The sequence below is a fragment of the Pseudomonas sp. P108 genome (genome assembly GCF_032613195.1).
GTDB lineage: Bacteria > Pseudomonadota > Gammaproteobacteria > Pseudomonadales > Pseudomonadaceae > Aquipseudomonas.
In genome coordinates, this window is record NZ_CP126691.1 from 2076335 (window position 1) to 2096941 (window position 20607).

The 20607-nt window shown below is 58.7% G+C and carries 18 protein-coding genes and 1 tRNA gene; 12 read left to right on the plus strand and 7 right to left on the minus strand.

The window, feature by feature from the left end:
- Positions 1-449: 449 nt before the first annotated feature.
- Genes QOM10_RS09195 through QOM10_RS09205 form a run of 3 tightly spaced genes read left to right on the plus strand, consistent with a single transcriptional unit; the run spans position 450 to position 3622 of the window.
- Positions 450-1859: a circularly permuted type 2 ATP-grasp protein gene (locus tag QOM10_RS09195; RefSeq protein WP_016982906.1), complete on the plus strand. Its 1410-nt coding sequence runs from the start codon at positions 450-452 to the stop codon at positions 1857-1859.
- Positions 1860-1871: 12 nt separating this feature from the next.
- A complete protein-coding gene (locus QOM10_RS09200) occupies positions 1872-2822 on the plus strand; it encodes an alpha-E domain-containing protein (protein WP_007914063.1) in 951 nt (316 codons plus the stop codon).
- Entirely contained in the window at positions 2819-3622 is an 804-nt protein-coding gene (locus QOM10_RS09205; RefSeq protein WP_038366909.1) for a transglutaminase domain-containing protein, read from the plus strand. Before QOM10_RS09200 ends, QOM10_RS09205 begins: the two co-directional genes overlap by 4 nt.
- A 119-nt stretch (positions 3623-3741) precedes the next feature.
- Here QOM10_RS09205 and QOM10_RS09210 read toward each other — a convergent pair whose 3' ends face one another.
- Positions 3742-4563: a cytochrome c gene (locus QOM10_RS09210; RefSeq protein ID WP_316918372.1), complete on the minus strand. Its 822-nt coding sequence runs from the start codon at positions 4561-4563 to the stop codon at positions 3742-3744.
- Positions 4564-5148: 585 nt separating this feature from the next.
- Between QOM10_RS09210 and QOM10_RS09215 the strand changes: the two genes are divergently transcribed.
- The 3 genes from QOM10_RS09215 (at position 5149) to QOM10_RS09225 (ending at position 9338) form a co-directional block, all read left to right on the plus strand.
- Complete coding sequence (locus QOM10_RS09215; RefSeq protein WP_150751653.1) at positions 5149-6354, plus strand: acetyl-CoA C-acetyltransferase; 1206 nt, start codon at positions 5149-5151, stop codon at positions 6352-6354.
- 24 nt (positions 6355-6378) lie between these two features.
- On the plus strand, positions 6379-8523 hold the full coding sequence (locus QOM10_RS09220; RefSeq protein WP_316917901.1) for a 3-hydroxyacyl-CoA dehydrogenase NAD-binding domain-containing protein: 2145 nt from the start codon (positions 6379-6381) through the stop codon (positions 8521-8523).
- Positions 8524-8615: 92 nt separating this feature from the next.
- Complete coding sequence (locus tag QOM10_RS09225; protein WP_127926465.1) at positions 8616-9338, plus strand: amidotransferase; 723 nt, start codon at positions 8616-8618, stop codon at positions 9336-9338.
- Between the two features lie 108 nt (positions 9339-9446).
- On the opposite strand, the gene QOM10_RS09230 is transcribed toward QOM10_RS09225, so the two are convergent.
- From QOM10_RS09230 to QOM10_RS09240, 3 genes are all read right to left on the minus strand, one after another.
- Complete coding sequence (locus tag QOM10_RS09230) at positions 9447-10418, minus strand: magnesium and cobalt transport protein CorA (protein WP_150751651.1); 972 nt, start codon at positions 10416-10418, stop codon at positions 9447-9449.
- Positions 10419-10552: 134 nt separating this feature from the next.
- Entirely contained in the window at positions 10553-11275 is a 723-nt protein-coding gene (locus QOM10_RS09235; protein ID WP_127926467.1) for a lysophospholipid acyltransferase family protein, read from the minus strand.
- A 216-nt stretch (positions 11276-11491) separates the two neighbouring features.
- On the minus strand, positions 11492-12181 hold the full coding sequence (locus tag QOM10_RS09240) for a crotonase/enoyl-CoA hydratase family protein (protein WP_016985527.1): 690 nt from the start codon (positions 12179-12181) through the stop codon (positions 11492-11494).
- 295 nt (positions 12182-12476) lie between these two features.
- Here QOM10_RS09240 and QOM10_RS09245 point away from each other — a divergent pair.
- A tRNA-Ser gene (locus tag QOM10_RS09245) sits at positions 12477-12566 on the plus strand.
- Between the two features lie 143 nt (positions 12567-12709).
- Positions 12710-13030, plus strand: a complete 321-nt coding sequence (locus QOM10_RS09250; protein ID WP_016985528.1) for a YbjQ family protein — start codon at positions 12710-12712, stop codon at positions 13028-13030.
- A gap of 60 nt (positions 13031-13090) precedes the next feature.
- Here QOM10_RS09250 and QOM10_RS09255 read toward each other — a convergent pair whose 3' ends face one another.
- Positions 13091-13375, minus strand: a complete 285-nt coding sequence (locus QOM10_RS09255; RefSeq protein WP_127926469.1) for a hypothetical protein — start codon at positions 13373-13375, stop codon at positions 13091-13093.
- 240 nt (positions 13376-13615) lie between these two features.
- Between QOM10_RS09255 and QOM10_RS09260 the strand changes: the two genes are divergently transcribed.
- From QOM10_RS09260 to QOM10_RS09275, 4 genes are all read left to right on the plus strand, one after another.
- A complete protein-coding gene (locus tag QOM10_RS09260; RefSeq protein ID WP_095050941.1) occupies positions 13616-13804 on the plus strand; it encodes a hypothetical protein in 189 nt (62 codons plus the stop codon).
- Positions 13805-14128: 324 nt separating this feature from the next.
- Complete coding sequence (locus tag QOM10_RS09265) at positions 14129-14500, plus strand: hypothetical protein (protein ID WP_038366883.1); 372 nt, start codon at positions 14129-14131, stop codon at positions 14498-14500.
- 137 nt (positions 14501-14637) lie between these two features.
- The gene (locus QOM10_RS09270) at positions 14638-15057 is read left to right on the plus strand and encodes a YMGG-like glycine zipper-containing protein (RefSeq protein WP_007914081.1); all 420 of its coding nucleotides are present in this window, start codon (positions 14638-14640) and stop codon (positions 15055-15057) included.
- 122 nt (positions 15058-15179) lie between these two features.
- Positions 15180-15347, plus strand: a complete 168-nt coding sequence (locus QOM10_RS09275; protein WP_007914082.1) for a hypothetical protein — start codon at positions 15180-15182, stop codon at positions 15345-15347.
- A 68-nt stretch (positions 15348-15415) separates the two neighbouring features.
- On the opposite strand, the gene QOM10_RS09280 is transcribed toward QOM10_RS09275, so the two are convergent.
- Together QOM10_RS09280 and QOM10_RS31250 are read right to left on the minus strand one after the other, a co-directional pair.
- Entirely contained in the window at positions 15416-15736 is a 321-nt protein-coding gene (locus QOM10_RS09280; protein WP_150775456.1) for a contact-dependent growth inhibition system immunity protein, read from the minus strand.
- Positions 15733-20517 carry an RHS repeat-associated core domain-containing protein gene (locus QOM10_RS31250; RefSeq protein WP_410479211.1) on the minus strand — a complete coding sequence of 1595 codons (4785 nt, stop codon included), beginning with the start codon at positions 20515-20517 and terminating at the stop codon, positions 15733-15735. Before QOM10_RS31250 ends, QOM10_RS09280 begins: the two co-directional genes overlap by 4 nt.
- Positions 20518-20607 lie beyond the last annotated feature (90 nt).

Consider the following 20607-nt stretch of genomic DNA (forward strand, 5'->3'; position numbering starts at 1 on the left):
GGGTTGGCCGTTGTCATTTCCGGCGTAAGCAAACGCTGTGGCAAAACCCTGAAACAAGAAACCGAGGCAAAAAAAAGCCACCGGAGAGGGTGGCTAAAAGGGAAGACCGATAAGGAGAGGAAACCGGTCAGGGTTACAGCGGGGCGGGCTGCCGAGGCAATCCCGATCAGTTGAGCTGGGCGCTTCGTGACGTGGTAGTCGGCGAAGTTTGCAGCGAATGCGCGGATTATCCGCAGGCAGCGCCGGGCAGTGAAATCAACTCTGACTATGCTGGTGATAGGCGATGCAGTGCGTCGCAATGAAGCGGGGGCAATCCGGTTGGGGCATTTGCCGCACAGGAATGGTGCGGTGTCTGTAGCGTGAATATCCAACCGATTGAAATCAAAGCGTTTATGCCGATGGCACGGGCCTTGCGAAGGCCTGTAGGTCCGGGTGACAAGGAGTACGGCATGATCCGCACCTATTTTGATGAGATGTACGATGCCGGCGGCCAGGTTCGCCCGCATTATCGGGAGTTCGCCCGATGGCTGGCCGACACGCCTGACGAGCTGCTGGCTCAACGGCGACGCGAGGCCGATCTGCTGTTCCATCGCGCCGGCATTACTTTCACGCTCTATGGGGATGAGCAGGGCACCGAGCGCCTGATTCCCTTCGACACCATTCCGCGCAGCATTCCCGCCAGCGAGTGGCGGATCGTCGAGCGCGGCTGCATCCAGCGGGTCAAGGCGCTGAACATGTTTCTCGCCGACCTCTATCACGAGCAGCGCATCATCAAGGCCGGGATCATTCCTGCCGAACAGGTGCTGGCCAACGAGCAATATCAGTTGGCGATGCAAGGTCTGGATCTGCACCGCGATATCTATTCGCACATCTCCGGCGTCGATCTGGTGCGCGATGGCGACGGCACCTATTACGTGCTTGAAGACAACCTGCGCACACCGAGCGGCGTCAGCTACATGCTCGAAGACCGCAAGATGATGATGCGCCTGTTCCCGGAGCTGTTCGCCGCCCAGCGCATTGCGCCAATCGATCACTACCCGAACCTGCTGCTCGACACCCTGAAGAGCTCGAGCCCGATTGACGACCCGAGTGTGGTGGTGCTGACGCCGGGTCGCTTCAACAGTGCATTCTTCGAACACGCGTTTTTGGCGCGGGAAATGGGCGTGGAGCTGGTCGAGGGCGCGGATCTGTTCGTGCGTGATGACAAGGTCTTCATGCGCACCACCGACGGCCCGAAAGCGGTGGACGTGATCTACCGCCGGCTCGACGACGCTTTCCTCGATCCTCTGGCGTTCAACCCGGACTCAATGCTCGGCGTGCCGGGGCTGCTGTCGTCCTATCGCTCGGGCAACGTAGTACTGGCCAACGCCATCGGCACCGGTGTGGCGGACGACAAATCGGTGTATCCGTTTGTCACTGACATGATCCGTTTTTATCTCGACGAAGAACCGATCCTGAAGAACGTGCCAACCTGGCAGTGCCGCAATCCGTCTGAACTTTCCCATGTGCTGGCCAATCTTCCAGATCTGGTGGTCAAGGAAACCCAAGGCTCCGGCGGGTACGGAATGCTGGTGGGTCCGGCGTCGACGACGGCCGAAATCGACGCGTTCCGCGAGCGGATCAAGGCCAAGCCCCACGCGTATATCGCGCAACCGACGCTGTCGCTGTCGACTTGTCCGACCTTTGTCGAAAACGGCATTGCGCCGCGCCATATCGACTTGCGTCCGTTTGTCTTGTCCGGTCGCGAAACCCGCGTGGTGCCCGGCGGTTTGACCCGCGTCGCGCTGCGCGAAGGCTCTCTGGTGGTGAACTCCTCCCAGGGCGGCGGAACCAAGGACACCTGGGTGGTCGAGGATTGAAGGAAGCTTGCCATGTTAAGTAGAACTGCCTCGGATCTGTATTGGATGTCGCGTTACCTGGAGCGGGCGGAAAACCTCGCCCGGATGCTCGACATCAGTTATTCGCTGTCGCTGATGCCGCAGGACGGTCGCGGCGATGGTCTGCACGAACTGGCGATGCCGCTGCTGATCACCGGCACCCTTGATGATTATCTGGAGCGTCACGGCGCGTTGCATGCCGAACGCCTGCTGCACTTTTTTGCCCTTGATGCGGCTAATCCGGCGAGCATCTACAGTTGCCTCGGCGCGGCGCGGGCCAGCGCCCATGCTGTACGTGGACGCATCACCGCAGACATGTGGGAAAACATCAACGCGACGTGGCTGGAGATTCGCGGGATCGCCGAGCAGGGTCTGAGCCGTTACGGCATGAGCCGCTTTTGCGAATGGATCAAGGAACGCTCGCACCTGTTTCGTGGCGCGTCCTACGGCACGATCATGCGCAACGATGCGTTTCGCTTTATTCGTCTCGGCACGTTTATCGAGCGCGCCGACAACACGCTGCGGTTGCTCGATGCACGTTATGAAATGGCCGGCGATCAGGCTGAAGCGGTCAGTGACGGCACGGCGCACGCTTATTACCAGTGGAGTGCCTTGCTGCGCGCCTTGTCATCATTCGAGGCCTACACCGAAATCTACCGCGATGCGCCCGGCGCCCGTCACGTCGCCGAGTTGCTGCTGTTGCGTGCCGATGTCCCGCGTTCACTGCGTGCCTGCACCGAGGAGATCGATCAGATTCTCGCGCAGTTGCCCGGCGCCAATGGCCGACCGGCCCAGCGCCTCGCGGCAGAGATGGACGCGCGCCTGCGCTACACCGGCATCAACGAAATTCTCGAGGAAGGCCTGCACGCCTGGCTGACCGAATTCATCCCGCTGGTGCGCCAGTTGGGTAACGCCATTCACAGTTCCTACCTGGAGGCTGCATGAGACTTTCCATAAGCCACGAGACCACCTATCACTACGAAGATCAGGTGCGGGCGAGCATCCAGTACCTGCGGCTGACACCCCACGACAGCGAGCGTCAGCACGTGTTGAGCTGGCAACTCGACCTGCCACGCCCGGTGCGCGCGCAACTCGATCCGTTCGGCAACATCCTGCACGTGCTGACCATGGATGAACCGCACGAAGCGATCATCATTGGTGCTCGCGGTCAGGTTGATATCGATGAGCTGCGCGAGGCCGAGCATGAGAGTCAGTCGGCGCTGCCGTTCCTGCGCTTTACCCGATTGACCGAGGCCGACGAGGCATTGCGCGCGTTCGCCGAGAGATCCTGCAAGCAGCGGCGCGATCGCACCGCGCTGATCGATCTGATGCACGGTTTGAATCAGCACATGACCTACACACCGGGTTCCACCGAAGTCGACACCAGCGCGGCGGAAGCCTTCGCCGGGCGTGCCGGGGTTTGTCAGGATCACGCTCATGCGTTCCTGGCTTGTGCACGTAGTCTCGGGATTCCGTCGCGTTATGTGTCGGGCTACTTGTACAGCGAAGATTGCGAGCATCTGGCCAGCCATGCCTGGGCGGAGGCCTGGCTGGATGACGCTTGGTACAGCTTTGACGTGACCAATGAACTGGCACGGCCGGAGCGGCATCTGAAACTGGCGGTGGGTCTGGATTATCTGGATGCCTGCCCGGTGCGCGGCATGCGCCGGGGCGGTGGGTGTGAGCAGATGCATGCGAAAGTGTTCGTCTCACCAACCCCAGTCATCTCCGTGCAACAACAGTAACGGGCTAACACAAAACCCTTGTAGGAGTGAGCCTGCTCGCGATAGCGGTCTGACAGTTGAATTATCAGTGTCTGACACTCCGCTATCGCGAGCAGGCTCACTCCTACAAGGAAATATGTTCAGGGCTTAACTTTGCGTCCGGCCATGTGCTTGAGATATCCCACCAGCAATTCCAGATCCCCATCCGGCAACACCTCCACCGAAAACCCCGGCATCTTCGCCTGCGGCCACTGCCGCAAACTCTGCGGATCACGAATGTAGCGCTTGAGGAAATCCGCGCCGAAATACTCGGTCGGGTTATACGGAATGTTCAAGTCCGGCCCGAATTGCGCATCCCCCGCACCGTTCAACCGGTGACAGGCCAGACAATTCTTCTGAAACAGCGAAAAGCCCAGATTGACTGGGTCATCCGCCTTCAACGCAGGATCCGGCAGCAGGGCAGGGAAGCGCTCAGCCACCGGCGCCATGCGCTTGATGCTCGCGACTTCGAACGGCCATTGCTCCGGGCTGATATTGCCGGCCTGCGGATCGGTCCAGACCAGATAGAACGGCCCGGCGCTGTGCTTGCCCTCTGACAGCGCTGGCCACGGCTGAGCCGGATCCTCAATGGCCAGCCAGGCCCGTGCGCCCTTTGCGTTGAGCAGCGGCGCTGCGGCCAGCTCGGCCGCGAACCCGTCCAGCGCCACCGCTTGCAGGTGATCTTGCGGTTTGATCCCGGTCAGCAGCGCGGCCACGGGCACGGCGCGATAGGTCATGTCCTTCTTGTAGGACACATCGTTTTTGATGGTGAGGGTTTGTACCTGAGGATGCTTGAGTAATTCCTCGGTCTGCCAGGTGCGGCTGTTTGCGCCCAGCTGCAGATCCAACTGTGCGGCAGCCAAGGGCATGCTCAGCAGCATGGCGCCGAATACGATGAGCGCTTTCAAATGATCGCCGTCCATGTCGTGGGAGTGCGCAAAGATTGGCACAGCCACGCTGGCCCGGGTAGCGGGCCAGTCACATTTTCAGTGGCGATAAACAGCACCTGCCGCTCGATTCAGCCGATGACCTTGGTCAGATTCGGCAAAATCAACAACAGCGTCGTGGCGAAAAGAATGAGCCCTGCTTGACGAACTTTCGGTTGTTTGAACATGGCTTGACCGCCTTTATTGTTATTTCCTGATGCTTGCCTGCATATCCATGACGGCAAGCGCTGCACTTCCTGTTGAAGAACGTCGGCCTCGGCAAAACCCGACGACCCTGACGTACATGTACTACCTTAGGGCCCGCGTCACGCTTGGCTTAGATCCATTTCATATGGAGCTGTGGTGAATTGCGATTAAAAAGGCATGAGGCTTATTGCCAGCTTCTGTGCCGCCCGCTTGCTAGACAACTCGCCGACCTGAACCGGTTCACCCAGCCGCCGACGACCGTCCGTCTGAGCGCGTGCGTCAAGCGCATTGAGCGCTGTGGTCATTGAATCAATGGCCGCTCGGGGCAAGAGTGGAGCCACAGGAAATCACTCACCGCACTGGTTCGAGGACGTCATGACCCAAGCTTTGATATTCGATGCGTTACGTACGCCACGCGGCAAAGGCAAGGCCGATGGTGCCTTGCACAGCGTCAAACCGGTGAACCTGCTGGCCGGTCTGCTGACCGCGCTGCAAGCGCGCACCGCGTTGGACACCAGTCAGGTCGATGACGTGGTGGTCGGCTGCGTGACGCCGATTGGCGATCAGGGCTCGGACATCGCCAAAACCGCTGTGCAAGTCGCCGATTGGGACGTCAGTGTCGCGGGCGTGCAGATCAACCGCTTTTGCGCCTCGGGGCTGGAAGCGGTCAACCTTGGCGCGATGAAAGTGCGTTCGGGCTTCGAAGACCTGGTGGTGGTCGGTGGCGTCGAGTCGATGTCGCGGGTACCGATGGGCAGCGATGGCGGCGCCTGGGCGCTGGACCCGCAGACCAATCTGCACAGTCATTTCACCCCGCAAGGTGTTGGCGCGGACCTTATCGCCACGCTGGAAGGCTTCAGTCGACAGGACGTCGATGCCTACGCCTTGCACTCGCAACAGAAAGCCGCACGGGCGCGGGCTGACGGCTCGTTCAACAAGTCGCTGGTACCGGTGCAGGACCAGAACGGCATCATCCTGCTCGATCATGATGAGTTCATTCGTGCCGAGTCGACCCTTGAAGGCTTGGGCAAGCTTAAGCCGAGCTTCGAAATGATCGGGCAGATGGGTTTCGACGCGACGGCATTGCGGGTCTACAGCCATGTCGAGCGAATCAACCACGTGCATACGCCGGGCAACAGTTCCGGGATCGTCGATGGCGCGGCGCTGATGTTGATCGGCTCTGAAGCCAAAGGACGGGCGCTGGGCCTGCAACCTCGGGCGCGCATTGTCGCCACAGCGGTCACCAGTACCGACCCGACCATCATGCTCACCGGCCCTGCGCCGGCGACGCGAAAGGCACTGGCCAAAGCCGGGTTGCGCGTTGAAGACATCGACCTGTTCGAGGTCAACGAAGCGTTCGCTTCGGTGGTGCTGAAATTCATCAAGGACATGGCTGTCGATCCGGACAAGGTCAATGTCAACGGCGGCTCCATCGCCATGGGCCACCCGCTGGGCGCCACCGGTTGCGCGATCCTCGGGACTTTGCTCGATGAGCTGGAAGCCCGGCGCCTGCGCTATGGCCTGGCGACGCTGTGCGTCGGCGGCGGCATGGGCATTGCCACCATCATCGAACGCCTCTGAGCCCCGAATACAAGGAACCTTGTTATGAGCGAAGCCATTCGTTACGAAAAAGGCCAGGACGCTATCGTCGTGCTGACCATCGACATGCCGGGCCAAAGCGCCAACACCATGAACGCCGTGTACCGCGAGGCGATGGCCGAGTGTGTCGCCCGTCTGGTGGATGAAAAAGACCACATTGCCGGGGTCATCATCACCTCGGCGAAGAAAACCTTCTTTGCCGGCGGCGACCTCAATGAGCTGATCAAGGTCGGCAAGCCTGAAGCCAAAGCTTTCTACGACATGGTGCTGACCCTCAAAGCGCAATTGCGTACTTTGGAAAACCTTGGCAAACCGGTGGTCGCGGCGATCAACGGCGCGGCGCTGGGCGGCGGTTGGGAAATCTGCCTCGCCTGTCATCATCGCGTGGTGCTGGACGATGCATCGGTGCAGCTCGGTCTGCCGGAAGTGACTCTCGGCCTGTTGCCGGGCGGCGGCGGGGTGGTGCGCATGGTGCGCATGCTGGGCATCGAGAAGGCGCTGCCGTATTTGCTCGAAGGCAAGAAAGTGCGTCCGCAACAGGCGTTGCAGGCGGGTTTGATTGATGAACTGGCGGCGAACCGCGATGAAATGCTGGCCAAGGCGCGCGCCTGGATCGTTGCCAATCCGACGGCAGTGCAGCGCTGGGATGTGAAGGGTTATCAGATTCCGGGCGGCACGCCGTCGAACCCGAAAGTCGCGCAGATGCTGGCGATTGCGCCGTCTATTCTGCGCAGCAAGACCCAAGGGACAATGCCGGCGCCGGAGAAAATCCTCTGCGCGGCAGTCGAGGGCGCTCAGGTCGATTTCGACACTGCACATCTGATCGAAACCCGTTACTTCACTGAACTCACCACCGGGCAGATTTCGAAAAACCTGATCGGCACGTTCTGGTTTCAGCTCAATGAGATCAATGCTGGTGGTTCGCGGCCACAGGGATTTGCGCCGTATGTCACGCGTAAGGTTGGCGTGCTTGGCGCAGGGATGATGGGCGCGGGGATTGCCTTTGTCAGTGCTTCGGCGGGTATTGAAGTGGTGCTCAAAGACGTCAATCTGGCGGCCGCCGAGAAGGGCAAAGCACATTCTGCAGCGTTACTGGACAAGAAAGTCGCTCGCGGTCAGATGGATGCTTCGAAGCGTGATGAGGTGTTGGCGCGCATCACCCCATCCGAAAGTGATGCGGACCTCGCGGGTTGCGATCTGATCATCGAAGCGGTGTTTGAAGATCGCGATCTCAAGGCCAAGGTTTCCTCTGCCGCCCAGCAAATTGTCGGCGCCGAAGCTGTCATCGCCTCGAATACATCGACGCTGCCGATCACCGGCCTGGCAAAGGCTGTGCCTGATCCTGGAAAATTCATCGGTCTGCACTTCTTCAGCCCGGTGGAAAAAATGCCGCTGGTGGAAATCATCAAAGGCGCGCAGACCAGCGACGAAACCCTGGCTCGAGGTTTCGATTTCGTCCTGCAAATCAAGAAAACCCCGATTGTGGTCAACGACAGCCGCGGCTTCTTTACCTCGCGGGTATTCGGCACGTTCACCAATGAAGGCATTGCCATGCTCGGCGAAGGCGTGAGCGCGCCAATGATCGAGACCGAAGCGCGCAAGGCCGGGATGCCGGTCGGACCTCTGGCGATCTCCGACGAAGTTTCCCTCAGCCTGATGAGCCATATCCGTCAGCAAACTGCCAAGGACCTACAAGCAGAAGGGAAATCGCTGATTGAGCACCCGGCCTTCGCCGTGATTGACTTGCTGCTCAATGAATACAAGCGCCCGGGCAAAGCGGCGGGTGGCGGTTTTTACGATTACCCAGCGGGTGCACAGAAACATTTGTGGCCAGAACTGAAGGAGCGTTTCGAGAAGGTCGACGGGCAGATTTCGCCCAAGGATGTGCGTGATCGGCTGCTATTTGTACAAGCCATCGAAACCGTGCGCTGTGTTGAGGAAGGTGTGATGACTTCGACGGCGGACGCCAATGTCGGTTCGATCTTTGGTATCGGTTTTGCCGCGTGGACGGGCGGTGCGTTGCAGTTCATCAACCAGTATGGCGTGAAAGATTTCGTCGCTCGCGCGCAGTATCTGGCTGAGCAATATGGCGAGCGTTTTGCGCCGCCTGCGTTGCTGTTGGATAAATCAGCGAAAGGTGAAATGTTCTAAGGGCAGCGAGCATTCCGGGGCTTGCCTTGCCAGGGTGTTTCAAGGCAGGCTCTGGGGTGTTCATTATTCCCATCACGTGTCAGGTATTTTTTATGTCGCTACGCATCTGCATTCTGGAAACCGACATCCTGCGTCCGGAACTGGTCGATCAATATCAGGGTTACGGGCAGATGTTTCAGCGCCTGTTCTCGCAGCAACCGATTGCCGCCGAGTTCACCGTCTACAACGTGATGCAGGGCGAATACCCGAGCGACGACCTGAGCTTCGACGCGTACCTGGTCACCGGCAGCAAGGCTGACTCGTTCGGTACTGATCCGTGGATCCAGACCCTCAAGGAATACCTGCTGACTCGTTACGAGCGTGGCGACAAACTGCTCGGCGTGTGCTTCGGCCATCAACTGCTGGCGCTGTTGCTCGGTGGCAAGAGCGAGCGTGCGACGCAGGGTTGGGGTGTCGGCACCCATAACTACAAACTGGCGGCGAAGGCGCCTTGGATGAGCCCGGTGCGTGAGGAACTGACGCTGCTGATCAGCCATCAGGATCAGGTCACAGCGCTGCCGGAAAACGCGACGGTTATTGCTTCCAGCGATTTCTGCCCGTTCGCGGCGTATCACATCAATGATCAGGTGCTGTGCTTCCAGGGGCACCCGGAGTTCATCCACGATTATTCGCGAGCATTGCTCGATTTGCGCCAGGAGGCGCTCGGTTCGCAGATATACAGCAAAGGCGTGGCGAGTCTGGAGCAAGAGCACCATGGTGCGACGGTTGCGGAGTGGATGATGCGTTTTGTGGCGCATAAGCCAGAAACTGTCTAAGGCCAAAAGCTTCGCGAGCAGGCTCGCTCCCGCATTAGATTTTCGGTGCACCACCGATCAATGTGGGAGCGAGCCTGCTCGCGAATGTTCCAGACAACTCGGTCTGCTCTACAACCACCCGGATTTCTTGAAACTCGCCCACAAACTCACACACCCCACCGCAATAAACCCCAGCACGCCGAAATAGCCGTAGTGCCAACTCAACTCCGGCATGTTCTGGAAGTTCATCCCGTAAATCCCCGCCACCGCCGTCGGAAACGCCAGAATCGCCGCCCAGGCAGCAAACTTGCGCTGCACCACGCTTTGCCGTGAGGCCTCGAGCAATACCCCAATCTCAATGGTCTGGCTGGCAATGTCGGCGAGCGTGCTCAGGTCTTCCATCTGCCGCGTGACGTGGATCTGCACATCGCGGAAGTACGGGCGCATGTTCTTGTCGATGAACGGGAAGCTCAGCTTCTGCAGTTCCTCGCCAATCTCCACCATCGGCGCCGCGTACCGGCGCAGGCGTACAACGTCACGGCGCAAGCCATGCAGCCTCTGAATGTCACGCTCATTCAGTGCGCTACACAGCACGTTGCGCTCCAGTTCATCGATTTCGGCATGGATCGCTTCACCGACTGGCTGATAGTTCTCGATGACGAAATCGAGCAGCGCATAGAGTACGAAATCTTCCCCATGCTCCAGCAACAGTGGACGCGCCTCACAACGTTGGCGGACATGGGCGTAGGACGCCGAGTGGCCGTTACGCGCGGTGATGATGTAGCCCTTGCCGGCAAAGATGTGCGTCTCGATAAATTGCAGAATGCCGTTTTCGCGTATAGGCGAGTAGGTGACGATAAACAAAGCGTCGCCAAAGGTTTCCAGCTTCGGTCGACTGTGTTTTTCCAGAGCATCTTCGATGGCCAGTTCGTGCAGGTTGAACTGACGTTGCAGATTGGACAGTTCTTGAGCGTCCGGCTCTTCCAGACCGATCCAGACAAAATGTCCGGTTTTCGCGGCCCAGGCGGCGCCTTCGTCGAGGCTAATATTGGTGACTTTCTTGCCTGCGCTGTACACCGCAGCAGCAACAACTCGACCCATGGTGGTGATTCACTTCTTCTTGGCAGGTGGCAGGGAATGCAAGGCTTCAGCTTAGCCGTGTCGCTGCTTGAGAGTCAGTGAAATCTGTACAGTTCACCGGGCAAAAGAAAACCCGCACAGGGCGGGTTTGCTTTTCACGCGGCTTGTAGCTGTCGATCCATCGAATCAATGCACTCGCGCATCTGTTCTCGGCACTGATTGATGAGCATGGGCATGTCATCCATGGTCAATCCGGCTGTGGGAATTGCCGGCAGCGAGCGTATGAGGACTTTCCCGCTGCGCCAGCGATTCAGACGCATGTGCTTGATGTAACTGCTCACGCAAACCGGAACGATCGGTACACCAGCGGCAATTGCCATCTGGAACGCGCCTTTCTTGAACGGCAGCAATTCTTCGCCGAGGTTGCGCGTGCCTTCCGGGAACACCCAGATCGAGGTGTCTTCGTTCTGCAAGGTATTGGTGGTGGTCAACATCGACTGGCGCGCTTTGTGCGCATTCCCGCGATCGATCAGTACATTGCCAGCCAGCCAGAACAGTTGCCCGAACAGCGGCACCCACTTCAGGCTCTTCTTGCCGATACACACAGTACGACGGGGCACGACGTTGCCGAACACGAACAGATCGTAGTTGGACTGATGGTTGGCGATGATCACGCAGCTGTCAGGCTTGTTCATCAAGCCACTGACGTCTGTTTTCACCCGCAGGCGCAAAATGCACATGGCTGGCAATGCGTAGAGGCGGGCGCACAGACGGCTGTTGTCCGGATTGAACGGACGGCAGATCCCGAGGATCACCCCGAGCACACCCGCCAGAATAAAGTGCAGGCCCATCAATAACATACGAAACACGAACAGCATTTTCAGGCCCCACCGGGACAAAAGGTGGCGCAGTGTACGGATGTGCACTGTTTTCGGCAATTGCCGCTATAGAGTGCGGAGATAGCCGATGTTTAAGCGCATGTTTCAGACTTGCTTGTCAGACCCGTCCTAGAGCAGCCACGGCGTCTTCAACCGAGCGTGCAAGAAAAAGCCCGACACGATGGTCGGGCTTTTCTTTATTGCATGTGTCTGGGGTTAACCGAGATGTTCCTGATCCTGGATGATCGCGTTATCCAGGGTTTCCAGCAGCGCCTTGCGTACTTTCAACTTGGTGTTTTTGTGCGCAAGCATGTTGATCTTCTTCAGCTGACGCGCAGCGGCGAGGGCGGCACCTTGCAACTCCTCGGCGGAAACCACTTTGTCGAGGAAACCGGCATCCACGGCGCTTTGCGGATCGAACATCTCGCCGTTGATCACTGAGCGGTGGAACGCCGAACGACGCAGACGATCACGCGCCAACTCGATACCAGCGTGGTGCATGGTCATGCCGATCTGCACTTCGTTCAGGCCGATGCTGAACGGACCGTCGACGCCGATACGGTAGTCGGCAGATAACAGAATGAAAGCGCCTTTTGCCACAGCATGACCCGGGCAAGCGACGATGACCGGGAACGGGTGAGAGAGCAGGCGACGCGCCAACGTCGAACCGGCAGTCACAAGCGCCACGGCTTCTTTAGGGCCGGCGGTCATCACTTTCAGATCGTAGCCGCCGGACAGAATCCCTGGCTGACCGGTAATGATCACGATGGCACGATCAGTCACTGCCTGATCCAGCGCCGCGTTGAATGCCGCAATCACGTCCGGAGAAATGGCATTGACCTTGCCATTGCTCAAGGTCAGGGTCGCGATACCGTCTTCGAGGTGGTAGGAAATCAACTCACTCATGACGCTATTCCTTGTAAGAAAGATGGGCAGACGTTACCCACCGCCGCAGGCCAGGTAAAGCGCCGTGACTGACCCGCCAGTCACCGTTTCCCGGCGTAGCCAGCGCGGCGAGGCATTCTGCTTCTATATAGAAGGGTCACCTCCACCGAAGATTGGCCGGTTTGCCATGGCCTGACGGTCGGCGAAACGGCTTTTTCTCTTAACCGCATGAAAATTCTGAAAAAAAGTTTGCCATCGCAAAAGCTTTCGACTACATTAGCGCGCCTCGACAGACAGAACATGTTTGAAGAGATACGGTGAAGTGTCCGAGTGGCTTAAGGAGCACGCCTGGAAAGTGTGTATACAGGAAACTGTATCGAGAGTTCGAATCTCTCCTTCACCGCCACATTAAGTACACAAAACCCCTGACTTCGAGAGAAGTCAGGGGTTTTGTGCATTCTGGCGTCCGGATTTTATTGGCGGCGAGTTGAGTTCAGCGTTGAGCGATTACAATCGCCGACTTATCTATCAGTAAAGGAACGCCATTCCATGATCATTTCCACCACTCACGCCATTGAAGGCCGGCAGATCACGGCCTATCTGGACATCGTCAGTGCCGAGTCGGTGCAGGGCGTGAATGTGATCCGTGACATGTTTGCCGGTATGCGCGACTTTTTCGGCGGGCGTTCGCAGACCCTGGAGCGGGCTTTGAAGGAGGCGCGTATTCAGGCGACCGAAGAAATACGGGAGCGTGCGCGTGCTCTGCAGGCTGATGCGGTGGTCGGGGTGGATTTCGAGATCAGCATGCCCGGCGGCAAGGGCGGGATGGTTGTGGTGTTTGCGACGGGAACGGCGGTGAAGTTGCGCTGAGTTTGCTTGACGGTGTGTGAGCCCGTTCAGAGATTGAACGGGCTCAATCTTTCTGTGTAATCAGCCTTGTGGCTTGAGGATCACAGCGCCTCTCGCGTCATAGGTGAGCGGCGTGTCGATGGCGACAAGCGGAGGTGTGTCGGAAGGTTGGTTCGGTTGCACTGGCTGGCTCGGATGGTAAATGACGCCAGGCTGCAGAACCGGCGTATCGGGGCCCGGATATTTGATGGTGATTTCACCGGAAGCGATCTTGTCCTTGAGTTTTTCCGCCCCGGCTTTGCCGGCTGCGATTTGTTCGTCCGTGAGCTTTACGACAGGTAGATTCGGGAATCCGTTGATTTGCATGTTCTCTCCTTGAGATTCATTTGTATGAAAAAGGGCAACGGCCTACCTCCGGAATTCTTTAGCGGTGCAGGACCAATGGCAATTCTTCGCGTTGAGTTTTTGTAGGCCATTCGTCGGGCATCAGGAGATCTGAATAACAAGTCCAGGAATGACCAGCTAGTCTCAAAAGCGTTGGAGGTCGATATTTTTTCAGGCGAATGGGTTTTTGCCGGTGTCGACCGGTGGCGAAGGGGCGATGGTATGACTGATCCGTATATCGAAGACGATGGCGCTGAATTTTCCTTCAATAACTGTGTACGGTGCGGTCAGACCGAGTACCAGTCAGGCTTTGGCGAGGACCGGGTACAGACCGGCAAGATCAAATCCACAGCACCGAAAGGGCCGAAGGCAAAATTTCTGCCCAAAGTCAGCGCGCGATCCAGAAAATAATCTGTCACTGGCATAACCCCGTCATTGAACGGGGTTTTTTATGGCTGATTGAGTGAGGACATGTCCTACGCAGTTTGGTGGCGAATGCAGTGGGCTTTCACAAACTTTTCACGTCTACCCCGGTAGGGTGAAGCCATCCGTTAGAAAGCAAGTCTCCAGCCCGTCTCCCCAGCGGGCTTTTTTTTGCCTGTCATAAAACCTTTTCCGGAATCGCTGTCCAATCGGCGCCAAGTGCGCGAAGCCACTGATTTCGGCTGGACTTTTTCGCGGCGACGGCATTAAATCCCGGCCCTTTTTGTCATCCCAATTTTTGAGGTTTTCGTCATGCGTTTAACACTGCCTGCTCTGGTTCTGGGGCTTCTGGTTGCTCAAGGTGCAATGGCTGCCGGCGATGGCACCGCTGCGCTGGGCGGTGGTCTGGGTGGCGCGCTGGGTAATGTGGTCGGCCAGAAAATGGGCGGTAGCACTGGCGCGGCAATTGGCGCAGGCGTTGCTGGCGCGGCAGGTAGCGCAATGGCGGCGCGTAAGGGCAGCCGGACGAAAGCGGCGATTGGCGGTGGTGTTGGTGCAGCTGGCGGTTCGGTGATCGGCAACAGCCTGGGCGGCAAGACTGGCGCCACGATTGGTGCAGGCCTGGGCGGTGCGGCTGGCGGCGCGGTGGGCAGCAACCTGTCCAAAGGGCATAAGCGTCACTGAGATTGATCGTTTGTCAGAGAAAGCCCGGCTTGATGCCGGGCTTTTTCATGGCTGAACGTTTTTCCCGTTTGCGTCTCCAATCTCACATAGGCCCATGTCTGGGCGGACTGTCCCGCTTCGGGAACTGTGAGGTTCATATGCGATTGTCATTATCTGCACTGTTTTTCGGGTTGCTGGTCGCTCAGGGGGCTATGGCCGCCGGTGATGGCACCGCCGCTGTGGGTGGCGGCTTGGGCGGCGCGCTCGGCAATGTGGTCGGTGGACAACTCGGTGGCAGTACTGGCGCGGCGGTAGGTGCGGGTGTTGGCGGCGCGGCCGGCAGTGCCGTCGGGGCGAATAAACGCAATCGAACCGAAGCGGCCATTGGCGGTGGTCTCGGCGCGGCGGGTGGCTCGGTCGTCGGCAACAGCCTCGGCGGCTCTACGGGTTCGACCATTGGCGCAGGGTTGGGCGGCGCGGCGGGTGGTGCGGTCGGTAATAACCTCGGTGACGATGGTGGCTCTCATTCGGGTGGTGGTCACAAACACAAGAACAAACATAAAAACCGCCATCATTGATGGTGGGTTAAACGGAAACCCGGCATTTTGCCGGGTTTTTTGCATTTGCTCGTCGGACTCTGGAACGATTGGCTGTAGGGCTATTCGAAAGTCATACACTCCACCAGATGACGAGGTTTGCCATGACTCCCGAAACTGAAGGCAAGGAAGAGAAAGGTTCGAGTGGACTGCCGTTTATCAATGACCCGGGGAATGAGGATCCGGGGTCGTTGATGGATGATGCGACGGTGCCGTTGAATGATTCGGATGAGGCGGATATGGAGTATGAAGAGGATGAGGATGAGCAGTGAACGGTTGTTTTTAAACCGAGCCCACTGATTATCTGAACCTGAATCCACGGGCCTGTAATGTCAGGCCCTTATAGGCGTGCATGATAGTCAGCCAGATTTTCGTTTAACTTCCTTTCGATGTGACGCAACCAAGCTTCACCAGAGGCCCATTCGTTCCAGTAGCAATAGTAACAATGCAGTTCTTTTAAGAAAAACGCTCGCAGGTCGATTTCGTTTAGCTTGTTACTGAGCAAGGCTCGCAGTTCGTTACGAACTAAAATCAATACTGCTTTATCTGAGTTTCTCAAAAAATCGTCAATCACTTGATCAGCTGTGTCGTGCTCCACCGGCCAATCTTGATGAAAGTAGGCGCCAAAAAAATCTTTAGCCTCTGGAAAGTCATTTGTCATAGTTCTGGAAATCCCGTTAATAAAAAATATCCCAAAGGTAGCGCAGGGTCTTTTTTCAAGACCAATAGTAATTTTGATGCTGATTGAGAGTGCGTAAGGCCACTGAGCATACTCACACCCACTGGTCGGCCGAGAACATGCGAAAAACTCGTTTTTCCTTTGTTGCTGTTCAAGAATTGAGTCACTTTTTGCGAGTTCGAGCTTAATGCTTCAGATACTGCAGCTTCAGCTTCGGCGCGATTCATGAAAGTAGAAGCTGCAGGAATGTTGGGCTCTGCTTGTAGTCTTTGAGCCAGTTGGATATCAGTTCTTCCAACATGCTTGATAATCAGATGACCACCCTGGGCTTCGTGAGCTGCTAGTCCCCCACCTGGAACAATTTCACTATACGGCCCATCTGCCTGTATCGCTCCCGGGCACGGAGTGCAGGCCAACCCCAACGGATCCACCCACCCCGTCGGATTCGGCACGTACTGGTACTGATTCAACCCACCGGCCAACTTGATCGGATCCGGCGTCAGGTACCGCCCCAGCCTCGGGTCGTAGTACCGATGCCGGTTGTAATGCAGGCCGCTTTCGCCATCGAAGTACTGCCCCTGAAAACGCAGCGGCTGGTTCAGGTAGTCTTCGCCGGCCAGGGTCAGTGCGGCGACTTTGCCGTAGGCGTCGTATTGCGCGGACCAGACGATGTCGCCGCTGTAGTCGGTGAGTTCCTGCGGGGTGCCGAGGTGGTCGAGTTGGTAGTAGAACGGGCAGGCTTTTTTCGGACCTTTGCCGTCGAGCAGCGCGAGGGGGCGGAAGGTGCCGGGTTCGTAGACGTAGCTGCGGTATTCGCTTTCGCTGCTTTCGGCGACGAGGTGGTCGCCTTGCCAGAAGAACTCGGTGGTGGCGTCGCCGACGGTTTTGCGGATGCGCCGGCCGAAGGCGTCGTATTGGTAGGACGCGGTCTGGCCGTCCGGACGGGTCAGGCCGATCAGACGGTGCTGGCAGTCGTAGCGGTATTCAGTGACGAGAGTCTGCGCGCGACCACGACGCTCGCGGATCAGGTTGCCGAAGGCGTCGTAGTCGTAATGACGATCGCCCTGCATGAGCAGGCGGTTGCCTTTGATCTGGCTCGGGCCGGGACGGTCCTGCATCAGCAGGTTGCCGGCCGGGTCGTGGGCGAAGCTTTCCGGCAGTTCGTCGCGTGAGTGGCGTACGCGGATCAGCCGGTCGAGGGCGTCGTAACCGTAGGTGCGCTGGCCGTGGCGGCTGTCGGCAATGTGCGCGAGATTGCCGTTGGCGTTGTAGGCATAATCGCGGCGGTACAACGCATCGCGCTGATGGCCTACGGCGTGGGCGAGTAATCGTCCCTGATCGTCGTAGGAGTATTCGCTGAGCAGCAGGCCCTGCTGACGTTGTTGTTCGCGACCGGACTTATAGACGTGACGGGTCAGCGGCGTGCCGTTGAGGTCGATGTCGGTCAGCGCGCCGCCCTTGGCGTGGCGGTAGTCGAGCACGCTGTTGTCCGGCAGGCGCATGCGTTTGAGCTGGCCGCAGGCGTCGTAGCGGTAACGCAGGGTGCCCCAGCCCTGATGCTCGGTGATCAAGCGGTCCTGGCGGTCGTACTCGAAGGCCAGCGGGTGTTGCTGGCCGTCGTCGACGCCAATCAAACGGCCGAGACGGTCGTATTGGTAGGTGACCTTGAGGCCGTCGGGCAGGGTCTTGATCAGCAGACGCCCGGCAGCATCGCGCTCATACGCAGTGAGCAAACAAGAGCCGTCATCGCCGAACTCGGTCTTCTCCAGCAGATGGCCGTTGAGGTCATAGGCGTACGCCGTGCGCCGGCCGTCAAAACCGCTTTCCTGACGAATCAGCCCAGTCGGCGTGTAGTCGAGTCGGTACTTTTCCCCGGACTCGTTTTCGATCTCGGTGAGCAGCAGTTGCGCATGGTCGTAGCGGTACTGCACCCGCGTGCCGTCGGGGTTGATCCGCCGCGAGACAAGGTGCAGGTCATCGTCGTATTCGTAGCGGGTGATGCGCCCGAGTTCATCGCGCTCGGCGGTGACCTGACCGTAGGCGCCGTAGCTGTAGGCGCGGGTCGCACCGTCAGGAAATGTCGTCTGAATCAGTCGGCCAACGGCGTCCCAATGCTGACGGGTGACCGCAGCGTGTTCGTCTGCGGTTGTGGTCCGCCGCCCCAATGCATCGTAGGAAAAACGCCGCACGCCACCGTCGGGCAGGGTTTCCTCGGTCAACTGGCCGAGGGCATTCCACACCAGCCGATGCCGGCTGCTGTCCGGGTAGCGGATCGACAGCAACTGACCCCGGGTGTCGTAGTAGTAATGGGTGACCTGACCGTCGGGGTCGACCGCCTCGGTGACATCGCCCTCGGCATTGCGCCGGTAGATCCACACCGCGTCACCGCGAGAGCGTTTATGCAGGAAACCGTTGCGATACTCGTAGGACGTTGGCGCGTCAGCCGGCGGAATCAGCGCGATCAGCCGTCCGACCTCGTCGTAGCGGTATTCAGTGACAGCGCCCAAGGCATCCTGCTCGGCGATCAACCGCCCCGAAGAGTCATAGGCCTTGAGCTGCTCGCCACCGTCGGCCTCGACCTTGCGCACCAGCCGCGCACGCTCGTCGTGGACGTAAACCTCTTCGGTGCCATCGACGTAATGCACCGCGACACTGCCGTCGTCGTTCCAGACGTAGCGCGTGTCCATCTGCGAAAACGAGGCCCAATGCCTGACACAGCGAGAAGCCTTGCCCGAGCGCTCCCACTCCCAGAAAAAACTCGCGCCGCCGGCCAGTTGCCGCTGCAGGATCACGTGAGCGTCGTCGTAGTCGTAACGCTCGCTTTCACCGACGGCATTGCTGGCTTCGATCAGGTGCTGATAGGCGTCGTAGCGGTAACTGACCAGCGCCTGTTCGGTGCTCCAGACACCCTCGCGAAACACCTGGTAATCGACACCCAGCAACTGCGCGCGGTCATAGCGCAACAGCAGCGAGCGCCCGGCGCCGTTATCCAGGCGTTGCACCCGGTCAGATCGATCGCGCTGCACCGTCAGACGATTGCCATAGGCATCGCTGATCGCCGTCAGCCGTCCTGCACGAAAGTGATAAAACCGCGCCGTTTCCCCGGCCAGTGCGAGGATCAGCTCTTCCGGTTCATCGCCCAGGAAAATCGCCGCCCGCGACAGGCTGTTGTGAATCGCCGGTCGCTCAATACTCGGCAGCGGAAAGCGGGTGCGCCGGTTCTCGTGATCGACCCAAACAACCTCATCAGCGAAAAATTCCAGCCGATGCGCCAGCGAATGACTCCAGCCAAACCCCAGCCCGACATCGATCTCAGCGGCACTAGAGCGATACAACCGCGTGAACTCAAACGGCAACACGCCATCAAGCACCCCATCAGTCAGGGTCAGCAGTTCTTCGCCAGTGACCATCGACACCGGGCAGCCGTTGGTACAGGTGCGCGGCACGCAATCGGCGCTGTCACCGTTGGGATTTTTCGCCTGATCCGGCGAGTCGTCATGCGGCTCATGTCGCTCGATCCGGCTCGAACCGCCAGACTTGTCCCGCACAACAGGCGCCGGATTCGGCACCGTCAACACCACAGAATCAGCCTGACGAATGTTCAGCGGTATCGACGGTGTCGGTTTCAACTCAACGTCACGCACATTGAGCATCAGCGGCTTCAAAACGCTGGCATGCCGCGTCAAATCCGCCGAGGACGTCAGTTCGGCCAAGCGCAAAGCCGAAGCCGCCAACCACTCCCGAGCGCGTGGTGACTTGACCTTCGCCAGCACCTTGCTGCTCAAGCGCAGTGGCACGCCGATGCCACCCGACAACCCCATCAACAGAAAACTGATCAGCAGTTCGACCCGCACCTCGGCCACCACTTCGGCCAGGTATTGCGGCGGCAGCATCTTCAGCCAACTGGTAAACGCGGCCAGATGAATGAACAGCAGCGGTTCGTCACTGAGGATCAGCAAGCCGTTGGCAATGGCGTCGCTGGAGGCATTCAACAACGCCTCAAGCTCGGCCTCGCTGAGGTATTCCAGAAGCTTTTCGCTGTTGGCCTGCAGGTCGGCGAGGAGGGCGAATACCTGTTTAATGTCGTCCCAAACGCCATTCAGGGCTTTCTCGAACCCGCGCCAGTCGGCCTGTTGCAACTGACCGTAACGCTGAAGAAACCCGGCGCTGGAAAACTCCGTCCACTGGGGTTGAAACCCTGCCCACTCAGCGCGCAGCCAGCCTTCCAGGCCTGCAATGACACTTTCATAAGAGGCATACAGCGCACGCACATGGTCGGTGGACACATCGGGAAAGAAGGTGATGCGATAACGCTGGCCCCGATCGCAGTCGGTCACTTGCAGAATGCCGCTGGGGCCGATGGTGTAATGCAGCGCTTCGCCGAAAGTCAGCACGCCGCCGACATCGGCAAGCACCGCTTCGAGCGTCACCGGGGTGTTGCCAATCGGCACGAACCGCGCGGCCTCGAACATGTGCACCAGCGTCAACGTCCCGCTGGCCGAGCACATGACCATCGATGAACTGAGCGGTTGTTGCGACTTGATCGGCGCGCTGAGGCGCACGTCGTTGCCGACAGTGAACACCTGCTCGATATCCAGCGCGGCGCCTGTCCAGAACTGCTCGGCCCAGGCGTCGTAGTGGTTCAGGCACAGGCGGAATTCGCGGATCAGATGTTCGAAGTCCGGCTCATCGGGATTCAAAGCAGCAACAACGAGCAGGCCGATGCTGTTGTTCAGGGCCAGCAGCCGATCGGTTGGAAGCATTCGCAGTCTCTCGCGCACATCAAAAAGGTGCGGGGACTTTGCGGGGGATCAAACAGGAAAGAAGTCGGGCGAGTAGGTGATGTCTGTAGG

Bases quoted from the DNA above. Each gene is read 5' to 3' on its own strand.
- QOM10_RS09260 (WP_095050941.1), top strand. From the start codon at position 13,616: ATGACTGATCCGTATATCGAAGACGATGGCGCTGAATTTTCCTTCAAT.
- QOM10_RS09210 (WP_316918372.1), bottom strand. From the start codon at position 4,563: ATGGACGGCGATCATTTGAAAGCGCTCATCGTATTCGGCGCCATGCTG.
- QOM10_RS09280 (WP_150775456.1), bottom strand. From the start codon at position 15,736: ATGACAAATGACTTTCCAGAGGCTAAAGATTTTTTTGGCGCCTACTTT.
- QOM10_RS09235 (WP_127926467.1), bottom strand. From the start codon at position 11,275: ATGCTGTTCGTGTTTCGTATGTTATTGATGGGCCTGCACTTTATTCTG.
- QOM10_RS09255 (WP_127926469.1), bottom strand. From the start codon at position 13,375: ATGCAAATCAACGGATTCCCGAATCTACCTGTCGTAAAGCTCACGGAC.
- QOM10_RS09200 (WP_007914063.1), top strand. From the start codon at position 1,872: ATGTTAAGTAGAACTGCCTCGGATCTGTATTGGATGTCGCGTTACCTG.
- QOM10_RS09205 (WP_038366909.1), top strand. From the start codon at position 2,819: ATGAGACTTTCCATAAGCCACGAGACCACCTATCACTACGAAGATCAG.
- QOM10_RS09270 (WP_007914081.1), top strand. From the start codon at position 14,638: ATGCGATTGTCATTATCTGCACTGTTTTTCGGGTTGCTGGTCGCTCAG.
- QOM10_RS09230 (WP_150751651.1), bottom strand. From the start codon at position 10,418: ATGGGTCGAGTTGTTGCTGCTGCGGTGTACAGCGCAGGCAAGAAAGTC.
- QOM10_RS31250 (WP_410479211.1), bottom strand. From the start codon at position 20,517: ATGCTTCCAACCGATCGGCTGCTGGCCCTGAACAACAGCATCGGCCTG.
- QOM10_RS09265 (WP_038366883.1), top strand. From the start codon at position 14,129: ATGCGTTTAACACTGCCTGCTCTGGTTCTGGGGCTTCTGGTTGCTCAA.
- QOM10_RS09240 (WP_016985527.1), bottom strand. From the start codon at position 12,181: ATGAGTGAGTTGATTTCCTACCACCTCGAAGACGGTATCGCGACCCTG.
- QOM10_RS09220 (WP_316917901.1), top strand. From the start codon at position 6,379: ATGAGCGAAGCCATTCGTTACGAAAAAGGCCAGGACGCTATCGTCGTG.
- QOM10_RS09225 (WP_127926465.1), top strand. From the start codon at position 8,616: ATGTCGCTACGCATCTGCATTCTGGAAACCGACATCCTGCGTCCGGAA.
- QOM10_RS09215 (WP_150751653.1), top strand. From the start codon at position 5,149: ATGACCCAAGCTTTGATATTCGATGCGTTACGTACGCCACGCGGCAAA.
- QOM10_RS09275 (WP_007914082.1), top strand. From the start codon at position 15,180: ATGACTCCCGAAACTGAAGGCAAGGAAGAGAAAGGTTCGAGTGGACTG.
- QOM10_RS09195 (WP_016982906.1), top strand. From the start codon at position 450: ATGATCCGCACCTATTTTGATGAGATGTACGATGCCGGCGGCCAGGTT.
- QOM10_RS09250 (WP_016985528.1), top strand. From the start codon at position 12,710: ATGATCATTTCCACCACTCACGCCATTGAAGGCCGGCAGATCACGGCC.